Raw genomic sequence first — 15,637 nt, 5'->3', positions numbered from 1 at the left:
GGGCCAGGGTGGTGGATCGCGGCAGGCGGCTCCGCCGCCGGGGAACAGTGCGATGGCTGATGCCTTGCGGAAGGCAGGGTTGTTGGACCCGGGCAAGAAGGGCAAGCGCTGACGGCTTCGCCGGTCAGGTTGTGGGGTAGCTGCGGGCCGGTGGGGGCTGGTCGCGCCCCGCGGCGGAGCCGCAAATAGATTCAGCCCCGCGCCCCTGAGGGGTGGGCGCGCGGCGGCGAAAATTGGTGGACGTCGATCATCTCGCCGACAGACTGGGGGCATGATCTCACCGGACTTCAAAGCCGATCTGCGCGTCTTTCTGCAGGACTCCCGGGACGCGCTGCTGTGGAAGCTCGAAGGGCTGTCGGAGTACGACATCCGGCGGCCGATGACGCCGACCGGCACCAATCTGCTGGGGCTGGTCAAGCATCTTGCCGGGGCCGAGGCGTTCTACTTCGGGACGGTCTTCGGGCGGCCGGTCGACGGGCCGGCGTTGTGGATCGCGGGGGACGCCGAGCCGAACGCGGATCTGTGGGCGACGCCGGACGAGACACGTGAGCAGATCGTCGGCGACTACCGGCGGATCTGCGCCCACTCCGACGCGACGATCGAGGCGCTCCCCCTCGATGCGATCGGCCGCATGCCCGGCGAGGGAGGCAACGAACTCACCCTGCACCGCACCCTCGTCCACATGACCTACGAGACGTCCCGACACGCAGGCCACGCCGACGTCGTACGAGAACTCATCGACGGAACGGTGGGGCAACGGGCCGGGGGCACCAACATGGCCCCTGGTGACGCGAGTTGGTGGGCAGAGCACCGGAACCGGGTGGAGCAGGCCGCCCTTAAGGGGCGCGGGGAACTGCGCGACCAGCCCCCACCGCCCCGCAGTGAACGAACAACCTGAACCTCACCGCTACTCACCGTTGCTCCGTCACCTTCCCGTCCGCCACCTCCAACCGCCGAGTCACCTGAACCGCATCCAGCATCCGCCGATCATGAGTGACCAACAGCAGCGTGCCCTCATACGCATCGAGGGCCGACTCCAGTTGCTCAATAGCCGGAAGGTCCAGGTGGTTCGTCGGCTCATCCAGTACCAGGAGATTCACCCCGCGCCCCTGCAGAAGGGCCAGAGCAGAACGGGTCCGCTCACCCGGTGACAGCGTCCCCGCCGGCCGCATCACGTGGTGTGCCTTGAGCCCGAACTTGGCCAGCAGCGTGCGGACTTCGGCGGGTTCCGTGTCCGGCACGGCCGCACAGAACGCGTCGAGCAGCGACTCCGTACCGTGGAACAACTGCCGGGCCTGATCGACCTCGCCCACCAGAACACCCGAGCCCAGCGTCGCGTGCCCGGCGTCCAGCGGGATACGGCCGAGCAGCGCGCCGAGCAGCGTCGACTTGCCCGCACCGTTCGCGCCGGTCACCGCGACCCGGTCCGCCCAGTCGATCTGGAGGGACACCGGCCCGAAGCTGAAGTCACCCCGCCGTACCTCCGCGTCCCGCAACGTCGCCACGACCGCACCGGAGCGCGGCGCGGACGCGATCTCCATCCGCAGCTCCCACTCCTTGCGGGGCTCCTCGACGACATCGAGGCGTTCGATCATCCGCTGGGTCTGCCGGGCCTTCGCCGCCTGCTTCTCGCTCGCCTCGCTGCGGAACTTGCGGCCGATCTTGTCGTTGTCGTTGTTCGCCTTGCGGCGGGCGTTCTTGACGCCCTTGTCCATCCAGCCGCGCTGCATCTGCGCCCGGTCCTGGAGCGCGGAGCGCTTGTCGGCGTACTCCTCGAAGTCGTCGCGGGCGTGCCGGCGCGCCACGTCCCGCTCCTCCAGGTACGCCTCGTAGCCGCCGCCGTAGAGGTTGATCTGGTTCTGGGCCAGGTCGAGTTCGAGGACCTTGGTGACCGTGCGGGTGAGGAACTCGCGGTCGTGCGACACGACGACCGTGCCCGCGCGCAGGCCGGAGACGAAGCGTTCGAGGCGCTCCAGGCCGTCGAGGTCCAGGTCGTTGGTGGGCTCGTCGAGCAGGAAGACGTCGTAGCGGGAGAGGAGGAGGGACGCCAGGCCCGCGCGTGCCGCCTGGCCGCCGGACAGGGACGTCATCGGCTGGTCCAGGTCGATCGCCAGGCCGAGCGAGTCGGCGATCTCATCGGCCCGTTCGTCGAGGTCGGCGCCACCGAGGTCGAGCCAGCGCTCCAGGCTCGCCGAGTACGCGTCGTCGGCGCCGGGTGCGCCGTCCACCAGTGCCTGCGTGGCCTCGTCCATGGTCCGCTGGGCCTCGGCGACTCCCGTGCGGCGCGCGAGGAATGCGCGCACGCTCTCGCCCGGGCGCCGTTCCGGCTCCTGCGGGAGGTGGCCTACGGTCGCTGCCGGCGGGGAGAGGCGCAGCTCGCCCTCCTCCGGTGCGAGCAGACCGGCGAGCATCCTGAGCAGGGTGGACTTGCCCGCGCCGTTGGCACCGACAAGGCCGATCACATCGCCGGGTGCGACGACGAGGTCGAGCCCGGTGAAGAGGGCGCGGTCGCCGTGTCCGGCGGCGAGATTCTTGGCGACGAGAGTGGCAGTCATCAGACCGCCGATCCTAATCGGTCCCCTTCCCCGCCCGCGCCGCGGTTTTCACCGCGCCATCGCCTCCACCAGCACGCTCCCCGTGGTGCGGGCCACGACGAAGGACTCGCCCTTCACCGCCTTCGCGTCCAGGGCAATGTGGTGGCGGCCGGGTTCCAGCACGCCGTCGAAGAGTTCCTGGGTGTGGCCGCGGTAGAGGCGGTCGAGTCGGTACGCGGTGACGCGCACCCGGCACGGCGAGGTGACCTCGATGCCCGCCTCGCCGTCGGCCGCGACCAGGCGGGTCAGCCGGTGCTGCTCGGCGGGGCGGCGGTCCAGGGCGTGTTCGATCTGGGCGACGAGGAGCGGGACGATGGGCGCGAGGCCGTCGACGTACGCCACGTCGACCCCGGCGAGGTCGAACGCGGCCCGTACGGCGGCCCGTTGCTCCTCCGTGACGGCCCGGCCGAACGCTACGGCGCCGTAGCCGCGGAGTTCGTCGGCGGGGACGTGGGTCGCGTCGCCGGTGATGTCGGCGCCGATGCCGATGGCGCGCAGGGCGGCGGCGAGCTTGGCGAGGATCGCGACGCGGGCGCCGATCAGCAGGACGCGGCGTTTGGCGACCGGGGGCGCGGTGCCGTCGACGAGGGAGTCGAGGGCCGCGCGGTACTCGGCTCCGGCGAAGCGGAAGGGTCCTATGCCGTGGTAGCCGTTGCGTTCCAGGTCGGCGGTTTCGTCGGTCTGCCAGGCGAAGTCGCGCCAGATGTAGTCGGCGCCGTCCTGCTGGATGACGGCGGTGACGGCGCCGCAGGCCAGGTCCTCGCACTCGGGACAGCCGTAGATGACGTAGCGGCCGCCCTTCAGGGGTGGGTCCGTCTCCAGGAGGAGGCTGCGGACCTGGGCGGTGAAGATCGCCGGTGGGACGTCGGAGGCGAGCGGGGAGACGGCGTCCAGGTCCGTGAGCTGGAACAGCAGCGGGCGTCCGTCGACGATGAAGTCGACGAAGTCGCGGTGCAGCTGGTAGCCGCCGCCCGCGAGGACTTCACCGGCACGCATCGCCGGTGCCAGGCCGAAGGCCGCGTATTCGGCAGACATGCCGTGAGTATCCCCAGCGCGAGGGGATGTGAGCACTGCATGGCGTATTCCGCTACCGTCCGCGCATGGACAGGGGCATGAGTGGCGATGTGATCGTGGTCGGCGGGGGCGTCATCGGGTTGACGACGGCGGTCGTGCTGGCGGAGCGCGGTGCCCGGGTGCGGGTGTGGACGCGGGAGCCTGTCGAGCTGACGACCTCGGCGGTCGCGGGCGCCCTGTGGTGGCCGTACCGGATCGAGCCGGAGGCGCTCGTCGGTGAGTGGGCGCTCCAATCCCTCGTCGTGTACGAGGAGTTGGCGGCGCGGCCCGAGGAGACGGGCGTACGCATGGTCGAGGGTGTACAGGGTGAGACGCGGCTGGACGAGCTGGGGTCGTGGGCGGCCCGGGTGCCGGGGCTGCGGCCGGCGCTGGCCGAGGAGTACGCGGGCGGCGGGCTGTGGGCGCGGTTGCCGCTGATCGACATGCCGGCCCATCTGCCGTGGCTGCGGGGGCGGTTCCTGGAGCTGGGCGGGACCGTCGAGGAGCAGTCGGTGGTGGATCTCACGGAGGTGCCGGCGGCCGTCGTGGTCAACTGCACGGGGCTCGACTCCCTGGACCTCGTGCCCGATCCCTCGGTGCGGCCGGTGCGCGGGCAGTTGGTCGTCGTGGAGAACCCGGGGATCACGACCTGGCTGACGTCCGTCGACCACTCCGCGGACACGTCCACGTACTTCTTCCCGCAGCCGGGCGGGCTGATCCTGGGCGGCACGGCCGAGGAGGACGCCTGGTCGATGACACCCGATCCCGCGGTCGCCGAGGCGATCATCGCCCGGTGCGCGGCGATCCGGCCGGAGATCGCCGGGGCGCGGGTGCTGGAACACCGGGTGGGGCTGCGGCCCACGCGGCCCTCGGTGCGCCTGGAGCGTGAAGTGCTGCGGGACGGACGGGTGTTGGTGCACAACTACGGTCACGGTGGGGCGGGGATCACGGTGGCGTGGGGGTGTGCGCGGGAGGCCGCGGAGCTGGTGGAGGCGCGGCGGGGCTGAGCCGCGAGGCTCGGGATCAGGTCCTCACGGCGGCCCACCTGTACGACATGCCCGAGCTCGGTGTGGGGCGGCGGAGCCCACTCGCTCCGCCGCCCCGCACCGAGTCGGTGATCAGTTGCCGGGGACCCGCCGGGCGCTGCGCGGTGCCCGTACGCCGTCGAGGGTCTCGGCGTCGGATGCCACGGACTTGCTGCCCGCCGTGGCCTTCGCGAACGCCGACGCGCCGCCGACGAGCGGGAGTTGGGCCGCGGTGCGGGACAGATTCAGGGTGAGGGTCGGGGTGGTGGACGGCGGGTCGATGAGGTCCTTGTCCGTGCCCGCGACGATCAGGGCGAGGCGGTGTCCGGCCCGGACGACGTGGTCGGTCGCCGCCAGGTCGAGGGTGATGGTGTAGGCCTTGCCCGGGGTTAGCGGTACACCCTTCGTGGCGGAGGCGTAGTTGCCGAGGTCGGCCCAGCCTCGACTGAAGACGTTGTAGTCAACCGCCTTCGTCTTGGCCTGAGTTGCGAGGAAGCACGCACTGTCGCCCGCCGTGCTCTCGCCCCAGCAGGTGCGGTTCGTGAGCGTGGTGATGCCCTCGGCCGAGTCGGCGTAGTCCCGGATCGTGTCGGGGCCGACATCGACAAGTACGGCCGACAGATGGGCCGTTGAGGTCGTGGGCGTCGCGGTGATCGTCACCTTCGAGGAACCCGACAGGCGCAGGTCCTTCGTGAGGGGTCCGGTGACGAAACCGGCCTTGTCCGCGGTCGACTTGTCGATCGCGGCCGCCCAGTCGGTCTCGCTCTCCTGGGGGTTGTCGGTGAACGTCTCGGTGCCCGCGCCGGTGCCGAGGCCGAGCGTGCCCACGCCCGCCTGGGTGCCCTGCGCCGGGTGGAGGGTGATCGTCGCGGTGCCGCTCGGCGGCCAGGTCGCCGACGTGACCCACTGGTCCGGGTGGCGTTCGACATCGGCCATCGGCCGGCGGTCGATTCCGTTGTCGTAGCCGAGGAGTTCGTGGTCGAACCAGCGGTGCAGGGTGTCCACCCACTGCGTACGGCGGTAGTCGAAGGGGTCGACGTGGCCGGTCTGGGAGAGCCAGATCTTGCGCTCGACGCCGTTCTTGGCGAGGGCGTCCCACCACTGGCCGAAGTTCTTGGTGCGGACGTTGAGGTCCTGCATGCCGTGCACGAGGAAGACGCTGGCCTTGACCTTGCTCGCGTCCTTCACGTAGTCGCGCTCGGTCCAGAACGGCGTCCAGTCCCCGGTACGCGGGGCTCCGTCGACGATCTTCTGCTGGACGGCGGCGCACTTGGCCTGCGCATCGGGGCTGTCGACGTAGCCGGAGAGCCAGTCGGGGCCGGAGTCGTAGAGCGGGGCGCCCTTGGCGAAGTAGTAGTCGTACCAGGAGGAGATGGCGCTGATCGGGACGATCGTCTTCAGGCCCTTCACACCGGTGGCGGCGACGCCGTTGGCGATGGTGCCGTCCCAGCTCTTGCCGATCATCCCGGTGTTGCCGTTGGTCCAACTCGCTTGCGAGCGAACGGTTCCGGTGCGTGTCGTGTACGCCTTGGCGCGTCCGTTGAGCCAGTCGACGACGGCCTTCGCGGACTGGATGTCGGAGCGGCCGCCGACGTCGACGCAGCCGTCGGAGCGGTTGGTGCCGGCGAGGTCGACGCCGACGAAGGCGTAGCCGCGGGGCACGAAGTAGTTGTCGTAGAAGAGCGGCATCTGGACAACGTTGCCGCCGGCGTCGTACGTCTTCAGCTGGCTCTCGTTGCCGCGGCCGCAGCAGGAGTAGTAGGGGCTGGCGTCCATGATGACGGGGACTTTGCGGCCCTGGCGGGCGGGTTCGCTGGGCCGGACGATGTCGACGGCGACCCGGTCGGCCTTTCCGTCGCCGTCGCCGTCGAGTCCGGTGTCCACCCAGACGGCCTCGCGGACGGCGTTGGCGTAGGAGTAGACGGGTTGGCTCTCCTGTGGGGCGCTCTGGGCCGCCACCGGGGTGAGGAAGGCGGCCAGGAGGGCGGCGATCGCCGCGGTCGCGAGCGATCTCCAGATCGTGAAGCGCGTGCGTTTCGGCATGCGCGGACGGTACATCGGTCAACTCCCGTGCTGGAAGAGGCACTCGGGGCCGTTCGGGGTCATGACGGCCGAATGGCGATCGTGTGACAGGAGGGGCCGTGGACAGGCGCGGGGCCACAGGGAGTGAATAGCCTCTGAACAGACTTCGTGGACCGACCCCTACGGCTCTTCGACCTTCGTGGACCCCCACGGTTCTCCGAACTTCTCGTGGAGCCCTACGACTTGGAGTTCTCGTGCACCGCAGAATCATCGCGCCGGGCGCACTCGCGGCGGCCTCGCTCATGCTGGCGATCCCGGCGTCGGCGGCAAGCTACTCCCCCGGCGCTCCGGGCATCGGCGACCCCTACTACCCGTTCTACGGCAACGGCGGATACGACGTCTCGCACTACGACCTCAGGCTCCAATACCAGCCCGCGACGGACGAGTTGGCGGGCACGGCGACGATCCTCGCCAAGACCACGGAGGATCTGTCCCGCTTCAATCTGGACTTCCTGCTGGACGTCAGCGAGATCCGGGTCAACGGCGCCAAGGCGACGTTCGCGACCTCCGGCCAGCACGAGCTGGAGATCACCCCGAAGACCCCGTTGCCCAAGGGCACGCCGATCACGGTCGTGGTCCGCTACAGCGGGGTGCCGTCCACGAAGAGCGCGTACGGCTTCACCACCTGGCACCGGACCCCGGACGGCGCGGTCGCGGCGGACGAGCCCGAGTCGGCGTGGTGGTGGTTCCCGAGCAACGACCACCCGAGCGACAAGGCGACCTACGACGTGTCGGTGGCGGTGCCGAACGGCACCCAGGCCATCTCCAACGGCACGCTCCAGTCGACGAGTTCGCAGCTCGGCTGGACCCGCTACAACTGGCGGGAGAACAAGCCCCAGGCGACGTATCTGGCCACACTCGCCCTCGGGAAGTTCGACATCACCACCAGCACCTCGGACGGCGGCGTCCCGGTCATCAACGCCTACAGCAAGGACCTCGGTGACAACGACGGGTCCGCGCGGGCGAGCGTGGAGCGGACCGGCGAGATCGTCGACTGGCTGAGCGGCTACTTCGGTCCGTACCCCTTCAGCAGCGCCGGCGGGTACGTCCCCAACACGACCACCGGGTACGCGCTGGAGACGCAGACCCGCGTCTACTACAGCCAGAAGCAGTTCGCGAACGGCGCCAACACCTCTGTCGTGGTGCATGAGTTGGCCCACCAGTGGTACGGCGACGACGTGTCCCTGAAGGGCTGGAAGGACATCTGGATCAACGAGGGCTTCGCGCGCTACGCGCAGTGGCTCTGGTCCGAGCACGAGGGCGAGGGGACGGCGCAGCAGCTCGCCGACTATGTGTATGCCTCGCATCCGGCGGACGATGCGTTCTGGACGATCGCGCCGGGTGACCCCGGGCCGGAGAACCAGTTCGAGCTTCCGGTCTACGACCGGGGTGCGTTGGCCATCCAGGCGCTGCGGAACGAGATCGGTGACGATGCGTTCTTCGCGGTTCTGAAGGGCTGGCCGAAGGAGCACGCTTACGGCAACGCGTCGGTCGAGGACTTCCGGGCCTACGCCGAGCAGGTGTCGGGGAAGTCGTTGGGCGCGCTCTTCGACACGTGGCTGTTCCAGCCGACGAAGCCTGCGGTGCCGGCGGCGAAGGCGGTTGTGGCTCCGGTGCAGCCGAAGTCGTGGAAGAAGATTGCGGCTACGAACGACGTCCACTAAGCGTCTGCCGAGTTCTGTGGTGTGGGGACTGCGGGCCCGTTGTGGCTGGTCGCGCAGTTCCCCGCGCCCCTAAAGGGGCGCCCTCCTTGCCGTGTCCAAATCAGCCGCCCTTGCTTGGAGTTGGTCGCGGTGTATCGCCTCCGTCTCCGTCGACGGCACCGTGCAGGCATGCGCCCCCGCGATCGTGCCGTACAGGGCGGCGCGTTGTGGGGTCTCTCGGTTGAGCCAGCCGTAGAGGAAGGCGGCGGCGAAGGCGTCGCCCGCGCCGTTCGAGTCGATCAGCGGGGACGGTGGGGTGACCGGCGGGATGTGGGTCACCTCGTCGTCTGCCAGCAGATACGCGCCCTCCGCTCCGGCCGTGGCGACGACCAGCTCGGCCCGGCCCCGCTCGGCGATGGCGCGCATGGTGCGCCCGGGGTCGCCGGTCAGGGCGGTGGTGGACAGGAAGACGATGTCCGCCGCGTGGGCGAACTCCTCCTGGTACGGGTTCTCGCCGTCCCAGTTGTGCAGGTCCGTCGAGATCGTCGTGCCGGACTCGCGCAACAGCGGGAGGGCGTGGGCGCAGGGCTGGGTGATGGAGACGTGGGCGTGGCGGCTCCTCGTGGCGAGGGCGCGGACCGTAGGTTCCGGGAGGCGGTCGTCGGGGTGGGCGCGGGTCGCGTCGTAGAGGGAGAGGCGCCGGCCGTCGGGGCCCACGAGGTTGACCGCGCGCTTGGTGCCGGCGGGCTGCGGGACTTCGGTGAGCGGGATGGCGTGGTCGCGGTGCAGGGCGCGGACCAGGTCGCCCTCGGGGTCGGCGCCGAGCATGTCGAGGTGGTGGGTGCGCAGGCCCAGCGCGCTGAGGCCGAGGGCGACGAAGTCGCCGGTCTGGCCCGCGCGGGTGCGGATACCGGGGTCGATCATGTAGCTGTCGGCGTACGGGAGCGGTAGTTCGGGCACGTGGACGATGGTGTCCACTCCGGCGCCGCCGAGGACGAGGACGTCGATGTCACGGCTCATGGCTCTCCCTGTCGGATGCGAGCAGCGAGTCAAGCAGGCGGCGGGAGTCGCCGCAAGAAATTGCGCAAGGTACTGCAACTACCTTCAGCCTGGGGCCGGTCGGGCCCGGCGGCTCAGTCCCCGTGGTCGTACACCGTCACCGCGATCCCCCTCCGCACCAGCCGCTCGGTGATCAGCGGTTCGACCCGTGACCACTTGCCGCCCGCGAGGCCGCACCCTATGCGGGGCATGTGGACGGAGGCGCCGAGTTCGGTGACCCGGTCCGCGAGGTGTGACAGGGCGGTGTCGATCGCCTCGTAGCGCACGGGGACGCCCTTGCTGCCCGTGCGGATGCCGCGCTGGCCGATCATGTTGGCGACCCACAGATGACGCTCGACCTTGACGAGTTGGACGGCGCCCAGGCCGAAGTCGTTGGCCGCGCGGTCCCGGTGCCAGGACCGGTACGCCTTCTCCAGTTCGGGCCAGCGGCGCGACAGCGCCAGTACGAAGCCCTTTCCCCAGCCCCCGATGTCGTTGCAGACATGCGCGATCACCTTGACGCCCTTGACCGACGGAACGGTCGCGTCTCCCCGGACATAGTTGATCTCCCCCATGACACCTACCGTAGGCGCCACCACTGACAACGGGCCCTGCGCGGTTTCACAGCGTTGGTGAGACAGCGATACTGCTGCGTATGACGACCGACACCGAGGAGCCGACGCTCACGATCGACGAACTGGCCGCACGGGCCGGTACCACGGTCCGCACGGTCCGGTTCTACAGCACCAAGGGGCTGCTCCCGCCGCCGGTGATCGGGGCGCGGCGGGTCGGGCACTACGGGCAGAAGCATCTGTCGCGGCTCGCGTTGATCGAGGAGTTGCAGCACCAGGGCATGACGCTGGCCGCGATCGAGCGCTATCTGGGGCAGCTGCCGCCTGACCTCAGCGCGCACGACCTCGCGATCCACCGCGCGGTGGTGGCGTCGTGGGCGCCGGACACGGTGGAGACCCTGGACCGCGGGGAGTTGGAGCGGCGGGCCGGCCGGGCGCTGAGCGAGGAGGACGTGGAGCGGCTCGTCGCGATGGGCGTGGTCGGGCCCGACGGGGCCTCCTACCGCGTCGACTCCGGGCCGCTCCGGCTGGGCATGCAGTTGCTCGACGTACCGGTGTCGCAGGAGGCGATCCTCGCGTCCCGGAACGTACTGATCGAGCACTCCCGCGCGGCGGCCCACGAGTTGTCGCAGGTGTTCCGCGGGGAGGTCTCCCAACGCGCCGCGCAGGACGTGAAGTCGCTGTCCGCGCACATGCAACCCCTGGTTGTGCAGGCTCTTCTGACGACCTTTCAGCGGTCGCTGCGGGAGGAGCTCCGTGAGTGGCTCAAGGGGCCGGAGGAGTCGCGGGAGTCAGAGGAAGGCTGAGCCGCCCGACACGTTCAGCGTCTGCCCGGTCAGGAACCCGCTGCCCTCGTCGACGACGTACAGCAGCGTAGAGACCAGGTCCGACGGCTCCTGCGTACGCGGGACGACCTGACCGTCGCGGACGTGCTCGAAGCCGCCGTCCGCACCGACCGTCCGCTCGGCCGTCGCGGTGCGCACCATGCTGGGCGCGATGGCGTTGACGGTGATGCCGTACGGCCCGAGCGCCGCGGCGAGTGATCTGGTGAAGCCGATCAGGCCCATCTTCGAGGCGACGTACGGCACCATCGTGGGCGGTGCGGTGAGGACGGCGGCCGAGACGATGTTGACGACACGGCCCCAGCCGGCGGCCTTCAGATACGGCAGGACCGCGCGGGTCAGCAGGAACGGGGCTTCCAGGTTGACGCGCATGATCCGGCGCCATTCCTCGGGTGTGATCTCCTCGAAGGGGCACGACGGGTAGACACCGGCGTTGTTGACGAGGATGTGCAGGGTGCCGAACTCCTCGACGACGCGTTCCAACGCCCCCTGGATCTGGCCCTCGTCGGTGACGTCCCCGATCAACTCCACGTAGTCCGGGACCTTTTCGGCGGTCTCCGGCTGTGGGACGAGGTCGAGTCCGGCGACCCGGTGGCCGTGCCCGGCGAGCGCGACGGCGAACTCCCGCCCGAGGCCCTGTGCCGCTCCGGTCACCAGGGCGGTCCGTGTCTCCATGGGGCGAGTGTGCTGACCCGTCAGGCACACGGCAAGAGCGCATTCCACTCGCTGAAACGCCCTTGTTGCCGCCCCCGTCGGGTGAGCCCACGCTGCGGGGCGATACCAGCACCAGCCGTGATTACGGGAGCCGTGCCCGATGACCGAGACCGAGCGTGCCGTGGACGACGCCGAGCGCGCCCGCGAACAGGGCGGCGGGCAGGGCAGGTTGGCGATCGTCCGGCGTCGATTCGGCCCGCGTCCGCGCCGGTTGGTCCGGGACGAGTTCGGTGTGCTGCTCGTGCTGGGGCTGCTGATCGCCGGGATCGGCATCCCGTACCCGGACTTCCTGGACACGAACAACCTCCTGTCCACGGCCCACAACTCCGTCTACATCTCGCTGATGGCGTGCGGCATGGTCTTCGCGCTGTCGATGCGCGAGGTCGATCTGTCCGTGGGCGGGACCTACGCGATGTGCCTCGTCGTCGGGGCGTTGCTGATCCGGGACGGCACCCCGCCCTGGCTCGCGGTGCCGGTGATGCTGGTCACCGGGATCGCGCTGGGCGTGTTCAACGCGCTGGTGACAACGCTGCTGGCGCTGCCGTCGTTCATCGTGACGCTGGGCACGCTGATGCTCTTCCGGGGTGTCGGGCTGGCGCTGGCCGACGGCAAGCAGATCACCGATCTCCCCCTGGACGACTCGTTCTTCACCTTCGCGGGCGGCGATCCGGGCGGGGTGCCGTTCGCGCTGTGGGTGCTGCTCGCCGTGATCGTCGTGCTGGCGGTCGTGCTGTCCCGGACGCGCTTCGGCGCCCGGGTGCGGGCGATCGGGTCCAACCCCGACGCCGCCGCGTTCAGCGGCATCCCGGTCGTCCGCACCCGTATCCAGGCACTGGCCCTCTCCGGGCTCACCACCGCGTGCGCCGCCGTCCTCGCGCTCGCCTTCTACGGCGCCGGGGACCCGACTCTGGGACAGGGCTACGAGTTGCAGGCGATCGCCGCGTGCATCATCGGCGGCACTCCGCTGGCCGGGGGCCGCGGCTCGGTGGTCGGGGCGGTGGCCGGGGCGATGATCCTGTCGGTCGTCGCCTCCGGCCTGGTGTTCTTCGAAGTACCCATCAACTGGACGTCGTTCGCGACCGGCGGGGTGATCCTCGTCGCCGTCGCGGCCGACAGCGCGCTGCGCCGCACGGGACGCCGTCGCAGGTGAAGTCTCCCCGTCGCCCAAGTCGCCCTGTGGTCAAGTCCCCCTGTGGTCCAGCCTTTTGGAGGCCGTGATGCACTCCCGTTCGCGTACCTGGTCCGCGGCGCTCGGCGCCCTGGTCCTGCTGGCCACCGCAGGCTGCGGCAGCGGTTCCGGCGGCAGCGACGGCAGGCTGAAAATGGGTATTTCGGTCGCCAACATCTCCCTGAACTTCGCCCACGAGATGGTGCTGGGCGCGCAGAGCGCCGCGAGCCACGCGGGGAAGGTCGACTTCAAGGCCGTAGGACCGCCCAACACGGACGGGCCCGCCGAGGTGCAGCTGTTCCAGAACCTCACCGCCGTCGCCAAGGACGGCATCGTCCTGGAGAACCTCGACCCGCCGGTCTTCACCCGGCCCGCCGCACGCGCCGTCGACCAAGGCATCCCGGTCGTCGCCCTGGACACCTCCCCCACCGACGGCAGCAAGGTCGGTTTCTATGTGGGCAACGACAATTACGCGCTCGGCGAGCTGATGGCCAAGGAGGCGCTGAAGCGGCTCGGCAGCAGCCCGAAGGGCCAGATCGTGATCGGCGTGCCCAACCCGGGGACGCCGGTGCTCGACAACCGGGCCAAGGGCATCTCCGACACGTTCAAGAAGGAGGCGCCCGGCGTCAAGGTCCTCGGCCCCTTCCAGACGTACAGCGATCCCGGCCAGAACTACAGCGCCTGGTCCGCGCAGGTGAACGCGCACCCGGACGCGCTCGCCTTCCTCGGTGTCGGTGACGCCGACAGCTACAACCTCGCCAAGATCAAGAAGGCCGAGAACGGCAAGTGGCTCACGGCCGGCTTCGACGTCGACCCGAAGACCCTGGACGCGGTCAAGGACGGCTCCAACTTCGTCACCATCGACCCGCAGCACTACCTGAAGGGCTATCTGTCCACGGCGATGCTGATCGAGGCCGTGCGCGACAAGAAGGGGAAACTGCCGGACGGCTGGTTCCTGTCGCCCGACGGGGTCGTCGACTCCTCGAACATCGACGAGATCATCGCCCGGCAGAAGTCGGCGCGGGCGGCGTACGACTGGTACAAGCCGACGATCGACAAGCTGCTCGGCGACCAGTCCGCCAGCCTGAAGCCGCTGAAGGACGCGCGCTGAGATGGCTCACGACGACATCCTCGTGGCGGAGGAACTGGTCAAGTCCTACGGCGGGGTACGGGCGTTGGACGGCGCGTCGATCCGGCTGCGCGGCGGTGAGGTGCACGCGCTGGTCGGTGAGAACGGCGCCGGGAAGTCCACGCTGGTACGCATCCTGTCGGGGATGCTGACGGCGGACGGCGGGACGGTGCGGTCGGCCGAGGAGGCCCGGATCGCCGTCGTCTCCCAGGAGTTGAGCCTCTTCCCGGACCTCACCGTACGGGAGAACCTCTTCCCGCAGCATCCGCCCCGGCGCCTGGGCCTGTTGGACCGGAGTGCCATGGACCGGGCGGCCCGACCGGTCCTCGCGGAACTGGGCCTGGATGTGGACCCTCGTACGGAGCTGGGCGAACTGCCCCTCGCGGACCAGCAGTTGACGGAGATCGCGCGGGCTCTGCTACGACGCCCCAAGCTGCTGATCCTCGACGAGCCCACGTCGGCGCTGCCGGCCGCCGCCGTCGACCGTCTCGACCATGTCCTGCGCGCGCTGACCGGCCGGGGCATCGCCGTCCTGTACGTCTCCCACTTCCTGGACGAGGTGATGCGCTTCGCGCGGCGCGTGACGGTCCTGCGGGACGGGCGGGTCGTCCTGGCGGGTGTGGAGCGGGCCGAGGTCGGTGTGCCGGAGCTGGTGTCGGCGATGCTGGGCGGCCGGCCGGAGCAACCGCCGCGCCGGGTACGGTCCTTGGCGGACCGGCCGCCGCCCGTGGTGCTGTCCCGGGTGAACGTCGACGGGCGACTGACCGACGTGACCTTCACCGTGCGGGCGGGTGAGGTGGTCGGGGCCGCCGGGCTGCAAGGTGCGGGCCATCTCGACGCGCTGGCGGTGGTGTGCGGACGTACGGCGATCTCCGCGGGCCGGGTGGACGTCGGCGGCCGGGGGCTGCCGCGCTCGCTGCGGGGCGCGGTGCGCGCGGGCGTCGCCTTCGTGCCGAGCGACCGCAAACGGTACGGGCTGATGGTGGACCGCACGGTGTGGGAGAACACCACGGCGGTCAGCTGGCTGGCCCTGGGCCGGGGCGGGATCGCCCCCTCCCGCTCCGAACTCGTGCGCCGCGCGGCCGAGTCGACCGAGCGGCTGCGGTTGCGCGGCGGGCCGTACGACCTGGTCTCCCGGCTGTCCGGCGGCAACCAGCAGAAGGTCGTCTTCGCCAAGTGGCTCGCGACCGAACCGAAGATCGTCGTCCTGGACGATCCGACCCGGGGTGTCGACGTCGGCGTACGCGCCGAGATGCACCGCATCGTGGGCGAGTTGGCGGCGGGCGGCGCGGCCGTCCTGATCGCGTCGACCGACCTCGCGGAGCTGACGGAGGTGTGTGACCGGGTGCTGGTGTTCGTGCGCGGGCGGGTCACCGAGGAGGTGCGCGGGGAGGGGTTGACCGAGCACGGGCTGGCGGCGGCGATGCAGCGGACGAACGGGACGGAAGCTGCGGGAGCCGGAGCCAACTCCCCTACCGACCGCTGAACTTCGGCCCCGGCCCGTCAGTCGGAGAGCATCCGCGTGATCGCCCGCGCCGCCGCGCACAGGCGTGCCCCGATGCGGTCCACGTCCAGGCGGCGGGTACCGCCGGTGACGGAGATCGCGGCGATCGGGCCGAGGCCGCGGTCTTGGGCGTAGACGGGGGCCGCGACCGCCGAGATGCCGATCTCGGCCTCCTCCAGGTTCACGCCGTAGCCGCGGGCCCGGGTCAGGGCGAGGTCACGGGCGAGCTGGCCGGGGAGGACCAGGGTCTGTCTCTTATACACATCTCCGAGC

At 70.3% G+C, this 15,637-nt stretch carries 14 protein-coding genes; 7 read left to right on the top strand and 7 right to left on the bottom strand.

What is annotated here, in order from left to right; genetic code table 11:
• Positions 1 to 271: 271 nt before the first annotated feature.
• The gene (locus AC31A1_RS29735) at positions 272 to 898 is read left to right on the top strand and encodes a DinB family protein (protein WP_489656280.1); all 627 of its coding nucleotides are present in this window, start codon (positions 272 to 274) and stop codon (positions 896 to 898) included.
• Positions 899 to 911: 13 nt separating this feature from the next.
• Here the strand turns inward: AC31A1_RS29735 and AC31A1_RS29730 are convergent, their stop codons facing one another.
• Together AC31A1_RS29730 and AC31A1_RS29725 are read right to left on the bottom strand one after the other, a co-directional pair.
• Positions 912 to 2,555: an ABC-F family ATP-binding cassette domain-containing protein gene (locus AC31A1_RS29730; RefSeq protein ID WP_489656279.1), complete on the bottom strand. Its 1,644-nt coding sequence runs from the start codon at positions 2,553 to 2,555 to the stop codon at positions 912 to 914.
• A 48-nt stretch (positions 2,556 to 2,603) separates the two neighbouring features.
• Positions 2,604 to 3,629 (bottom strand): oxidoreductase, encoded by a 1,026-nt coding sequence (locus AC31A1_RS29725; protein ID WP_489656278.1) that lies wholly within the window; start codon positions 3,627 to 3,629, stop codon positions 2,604 to 2,606.
• Between the two features lie 65 nt (positions 3,630 to 3,694).
• Here AC31A1_RS29725 and AC31A1_RS29720 point away from each other — a divergent pair, with 65 nt between their 5' ends.
• Positions 3,695 to 4,654, top strand: coding sequence for an FAD-dependent oxidoreductase (locus AC31A1_RS29720; protein ID WP_489656277.1), 960 nt, complete (start codon positions 3,695 to 3,697; stop codon positions 4,652 to 4,654).
• 111 nt (positions 4,655 to 4,765) lie between these two features.
• Here the strand turns inward: AC31A1_RS29720 and AC31A1_RS29715 are convergent, their stop codons facing one another.
• Positions 4,766 to 6,715, bottom strand: a complete 1,950-nt coding sequence (locus AC31A1_RS29715; RefSeq protein WP_489656276.1) for a Xaa-Pro dipeptidyl-peptidase — start codon at positions 6,713 to 6,715, stop codon at positions 4,766 to 4,768.
• A gap of 233 nt (positions 6,716 to 6,948) precedes the next feature.
• Between AC31A1_RS29715 and AC31A1_RS29710 the strand changes: the two genes are divergently transcribed.
• A complete protein-coding gene (locus AC31A1_RS29710; RefSeq protein ID WP_489656275.1) occupies positions 6,949 to 8,418 on the top strand; it encodes a M1 family metallopeptidase in 1,470 nt (489 codons plus the stop codon).
• Between the two features lie 69 nt (positions 8,419 to 8,487).
• Here the strand turns inward: AC31A1_RS29710 and AC31A1_RS29705 are convergent, their stop codons facing one another.
• A complete protein-coding gene (locus AC31A1_RS29705) occupies positions 8,488 to 9,417 on the bottom strand; it encodes a PfkB family carbohydrate kinase (protein ID WP_489656274.1) in 930 nt (309 codons plus the stop codon).
• A 113-nt stretch (positions 9,418 to 9,530) separates the two neighbouring features.
• Entirely contained in the window at positions 9,531 to 10,010 is a 480-nt protein-coding gene (locus tag AC31A1_RS29700; RefSeq protein ID WP_489656273.1) for a macro domain-containing protein, read from the bottom strand.
• Positions 10,011 to 10,090: 80 nt separating this feature from the next.
• On the opposite strand from AC31A1_RS29700, the gene AC31A1_RS29695 reads away from it, so the two are divergent.
• Complete coding sequence (locus AC31A1_RS29695; RefSeq protein WP_489656272.1) at positions 10,091 to 10,813, top strand: MerR family transcriptional regulator; 723 nt, start codon at positions 10,091 to 10,093, stop codon at positions 10,811 to 10,813.
• On the opposite strand, the gene AC31A1_RS29690 is transcribed toward AC31A1_RS29695, so the two are convergent.
• Positions 10,799 to 11,524 carry an SDR family NAD(P)-dependent oxidoreductase gene (locus AC31A1_RS29690; protein WP_489656271.1) on the bottom strand — a complete coding sequence of 242 codons (726 nt, stop codon included), beginning with the start codon at positions 11,522 to 11,524 and terminating at the stop codon, positions 10,799 to 10,801. The two genes, AC31A1_RS29695 and AC31A1_RS29690, sit on opposite strands and share 15 nt — an antisense overlap.
• Positions 11,525 to 11,663: 139 nt before the next feature.
• On the opposite strand from AC31A1_RS29690, the gene AC31A1_RS29685 reads away from it, so the two are divergent.
• The 3 genes from AC31A1_RS29685 to AC31A1_RS29675 all read left to right on the top strand — a co-directional run bounded on the left by AC31A1_RS29685 (position 11,664) and on the right by AC31A1_RS29675 (position 15,346).
• The gene (locus AC31A1_RS29685) at positions 11,664 to 12,713 is read left to right on the top strand and encodes an ABC transporter permease (RefSeq protein ID WP_489656270.1); all 1,050 of its coding nucleotides are present in this window, start codon (positions 11,664 to 11,666) and stop codon (positions 12,711 to 12,713) included.
• Between the two features lie 67 nt (positions 12,714 to 12,780).
• Positions 12,781 to 13,842: a sugar ABC transporter substrate-binding protein gene (locus AC31A1_RS29680; RefSeq protein WP_489656269.1), complete on the top strand. Its 1,062-nt coding sequence runs from the start codon at positions 12,781 to 12,783 to the stop codon at positions 13,840 to 13,842.
• 1 nt (position 13,843) lies between these two features.
• A complete protein-coding gene (locus AC31A1_RS29675) occupies positions 13,844 to 15,346 on the top strand; it encodes a sugar ABC transporter ATP-binding protein (protein ID WP_489656268.1) in 1,503 nt (500 codons plus the stop codon).
• 17 nt (positions 15,347 to 15,363) lie between these two features.
• On the opposite strand, the gene AC31A1_RS29670 is transcribed toward AC31A1_RS29675, so the two are convergent.
• A complete protein-coding gene (locus AC31A1_RS29670; RefSeq protein WP_489656267.1) occupies positions 15,364 to 15,627 on the bottom strand; it encodes an IclR family transcriptional regulator domain-containing protein in 264 nt (87 codons plus the stop codon).
• Between the last annotated feature and the right edge of the window lie 10 nt (positions 15,628 to 15,637).

The organism is Streptomyces sp. P5F9 (genome assembly GCF_057961495.1).
The sequence above is the reverse complement of the archived record's forward strand: the minus strand, read 5'-3'. Positions and strand labels throughout refer to the sequence as shown.

Bases quoted from the DNA above. Each gene is read 5' to 3' on its own strand.
- AC31A1_RS29735 (WP_489656280.1), top strand. From the start codon at position 272: ATGATCTCACCGGACTTCAAAGCCGATCTGCGCGTCTTTCTGCAGGAC.
- AC31A1_RS29730 (WP_489656279.1), bottom strand. From the start codon at position 2,555: ATGACTGCCACTCTCGTCGCCAAGAATCTCGCCGCCGGACACGGCGAC.
- AC31A1_RS29725 (WP_489656278.1), bottom strand. From the start codon at position 3,629: ATGTCTGCCGAATACGCGGCCTTCGGCCTGGCACCGGCGATGCGTGCC.
- AC31A1_RS29720 (WP_489656277.1), top strand. From the start codon at position 3,695: ATGGACAGGGGCATGAGTGGCGATGTGATCGTGGTCGGCGGGGGCGTC.
- AC31A1_RS29715 (WP_489656276.1), bottom strand. From the start codon at position 6,715: ATGCCGAAACGCACGCGCTTCACGATCTGGAGATCGCTCGCGACCGCG.
- AC31A1_RS29705 (WP_489656274.1), bottom strand. From the start codon at position 9,417: ATGAGCCGTGACATCGACGTCCTCGTCCTCGGCGGCGCCGGAGTGGAC.
- AC31A1_RS29700 (WP_489656273.1), bottom strand. From the start codon at position 10,010: ATGGGGGAGATCAACTATGTCCGGGGAGACGCGACCGTTCCGTCGGTC.
- AC31A1_RS29695 (WP_489656272.1), top strand. From the start codon at position 10,091: ATGACGACCGACACCGAGGAGCCGACGCTCACGATCGACGAACTGGCC.
- AC31A1_RS29690 (WP_489656271.1), bottom strand. From the start codon at position 11,524: ATGGAGACACGGACCGCCCTGGTGACCGGAGCGGCACAGGGCCTCGGG.
- AC31A1_RS29685 (WP_489656270.1), top strand. From the start codon at position 11,664: ATGACCGAGACCGAGCGTGCCGTGGACGACGCCGAGCGCGCCCGCGAA.
- AC31A1_RS29680 (WP_489656269.1), top strand. From the start codon at position 12,781: ATGCACTCCCGTTCGCGTACCTGGTCCGCGGCGCTCGGCGCCCTGGTC.
- AC31A1_RS29675 (WP_489656268.1), top strand. From the start codon at position 13,844: ATGGCTCACGACGACATCCTCGTGGCGGAGGAACTGGTCAAGTCCTAC.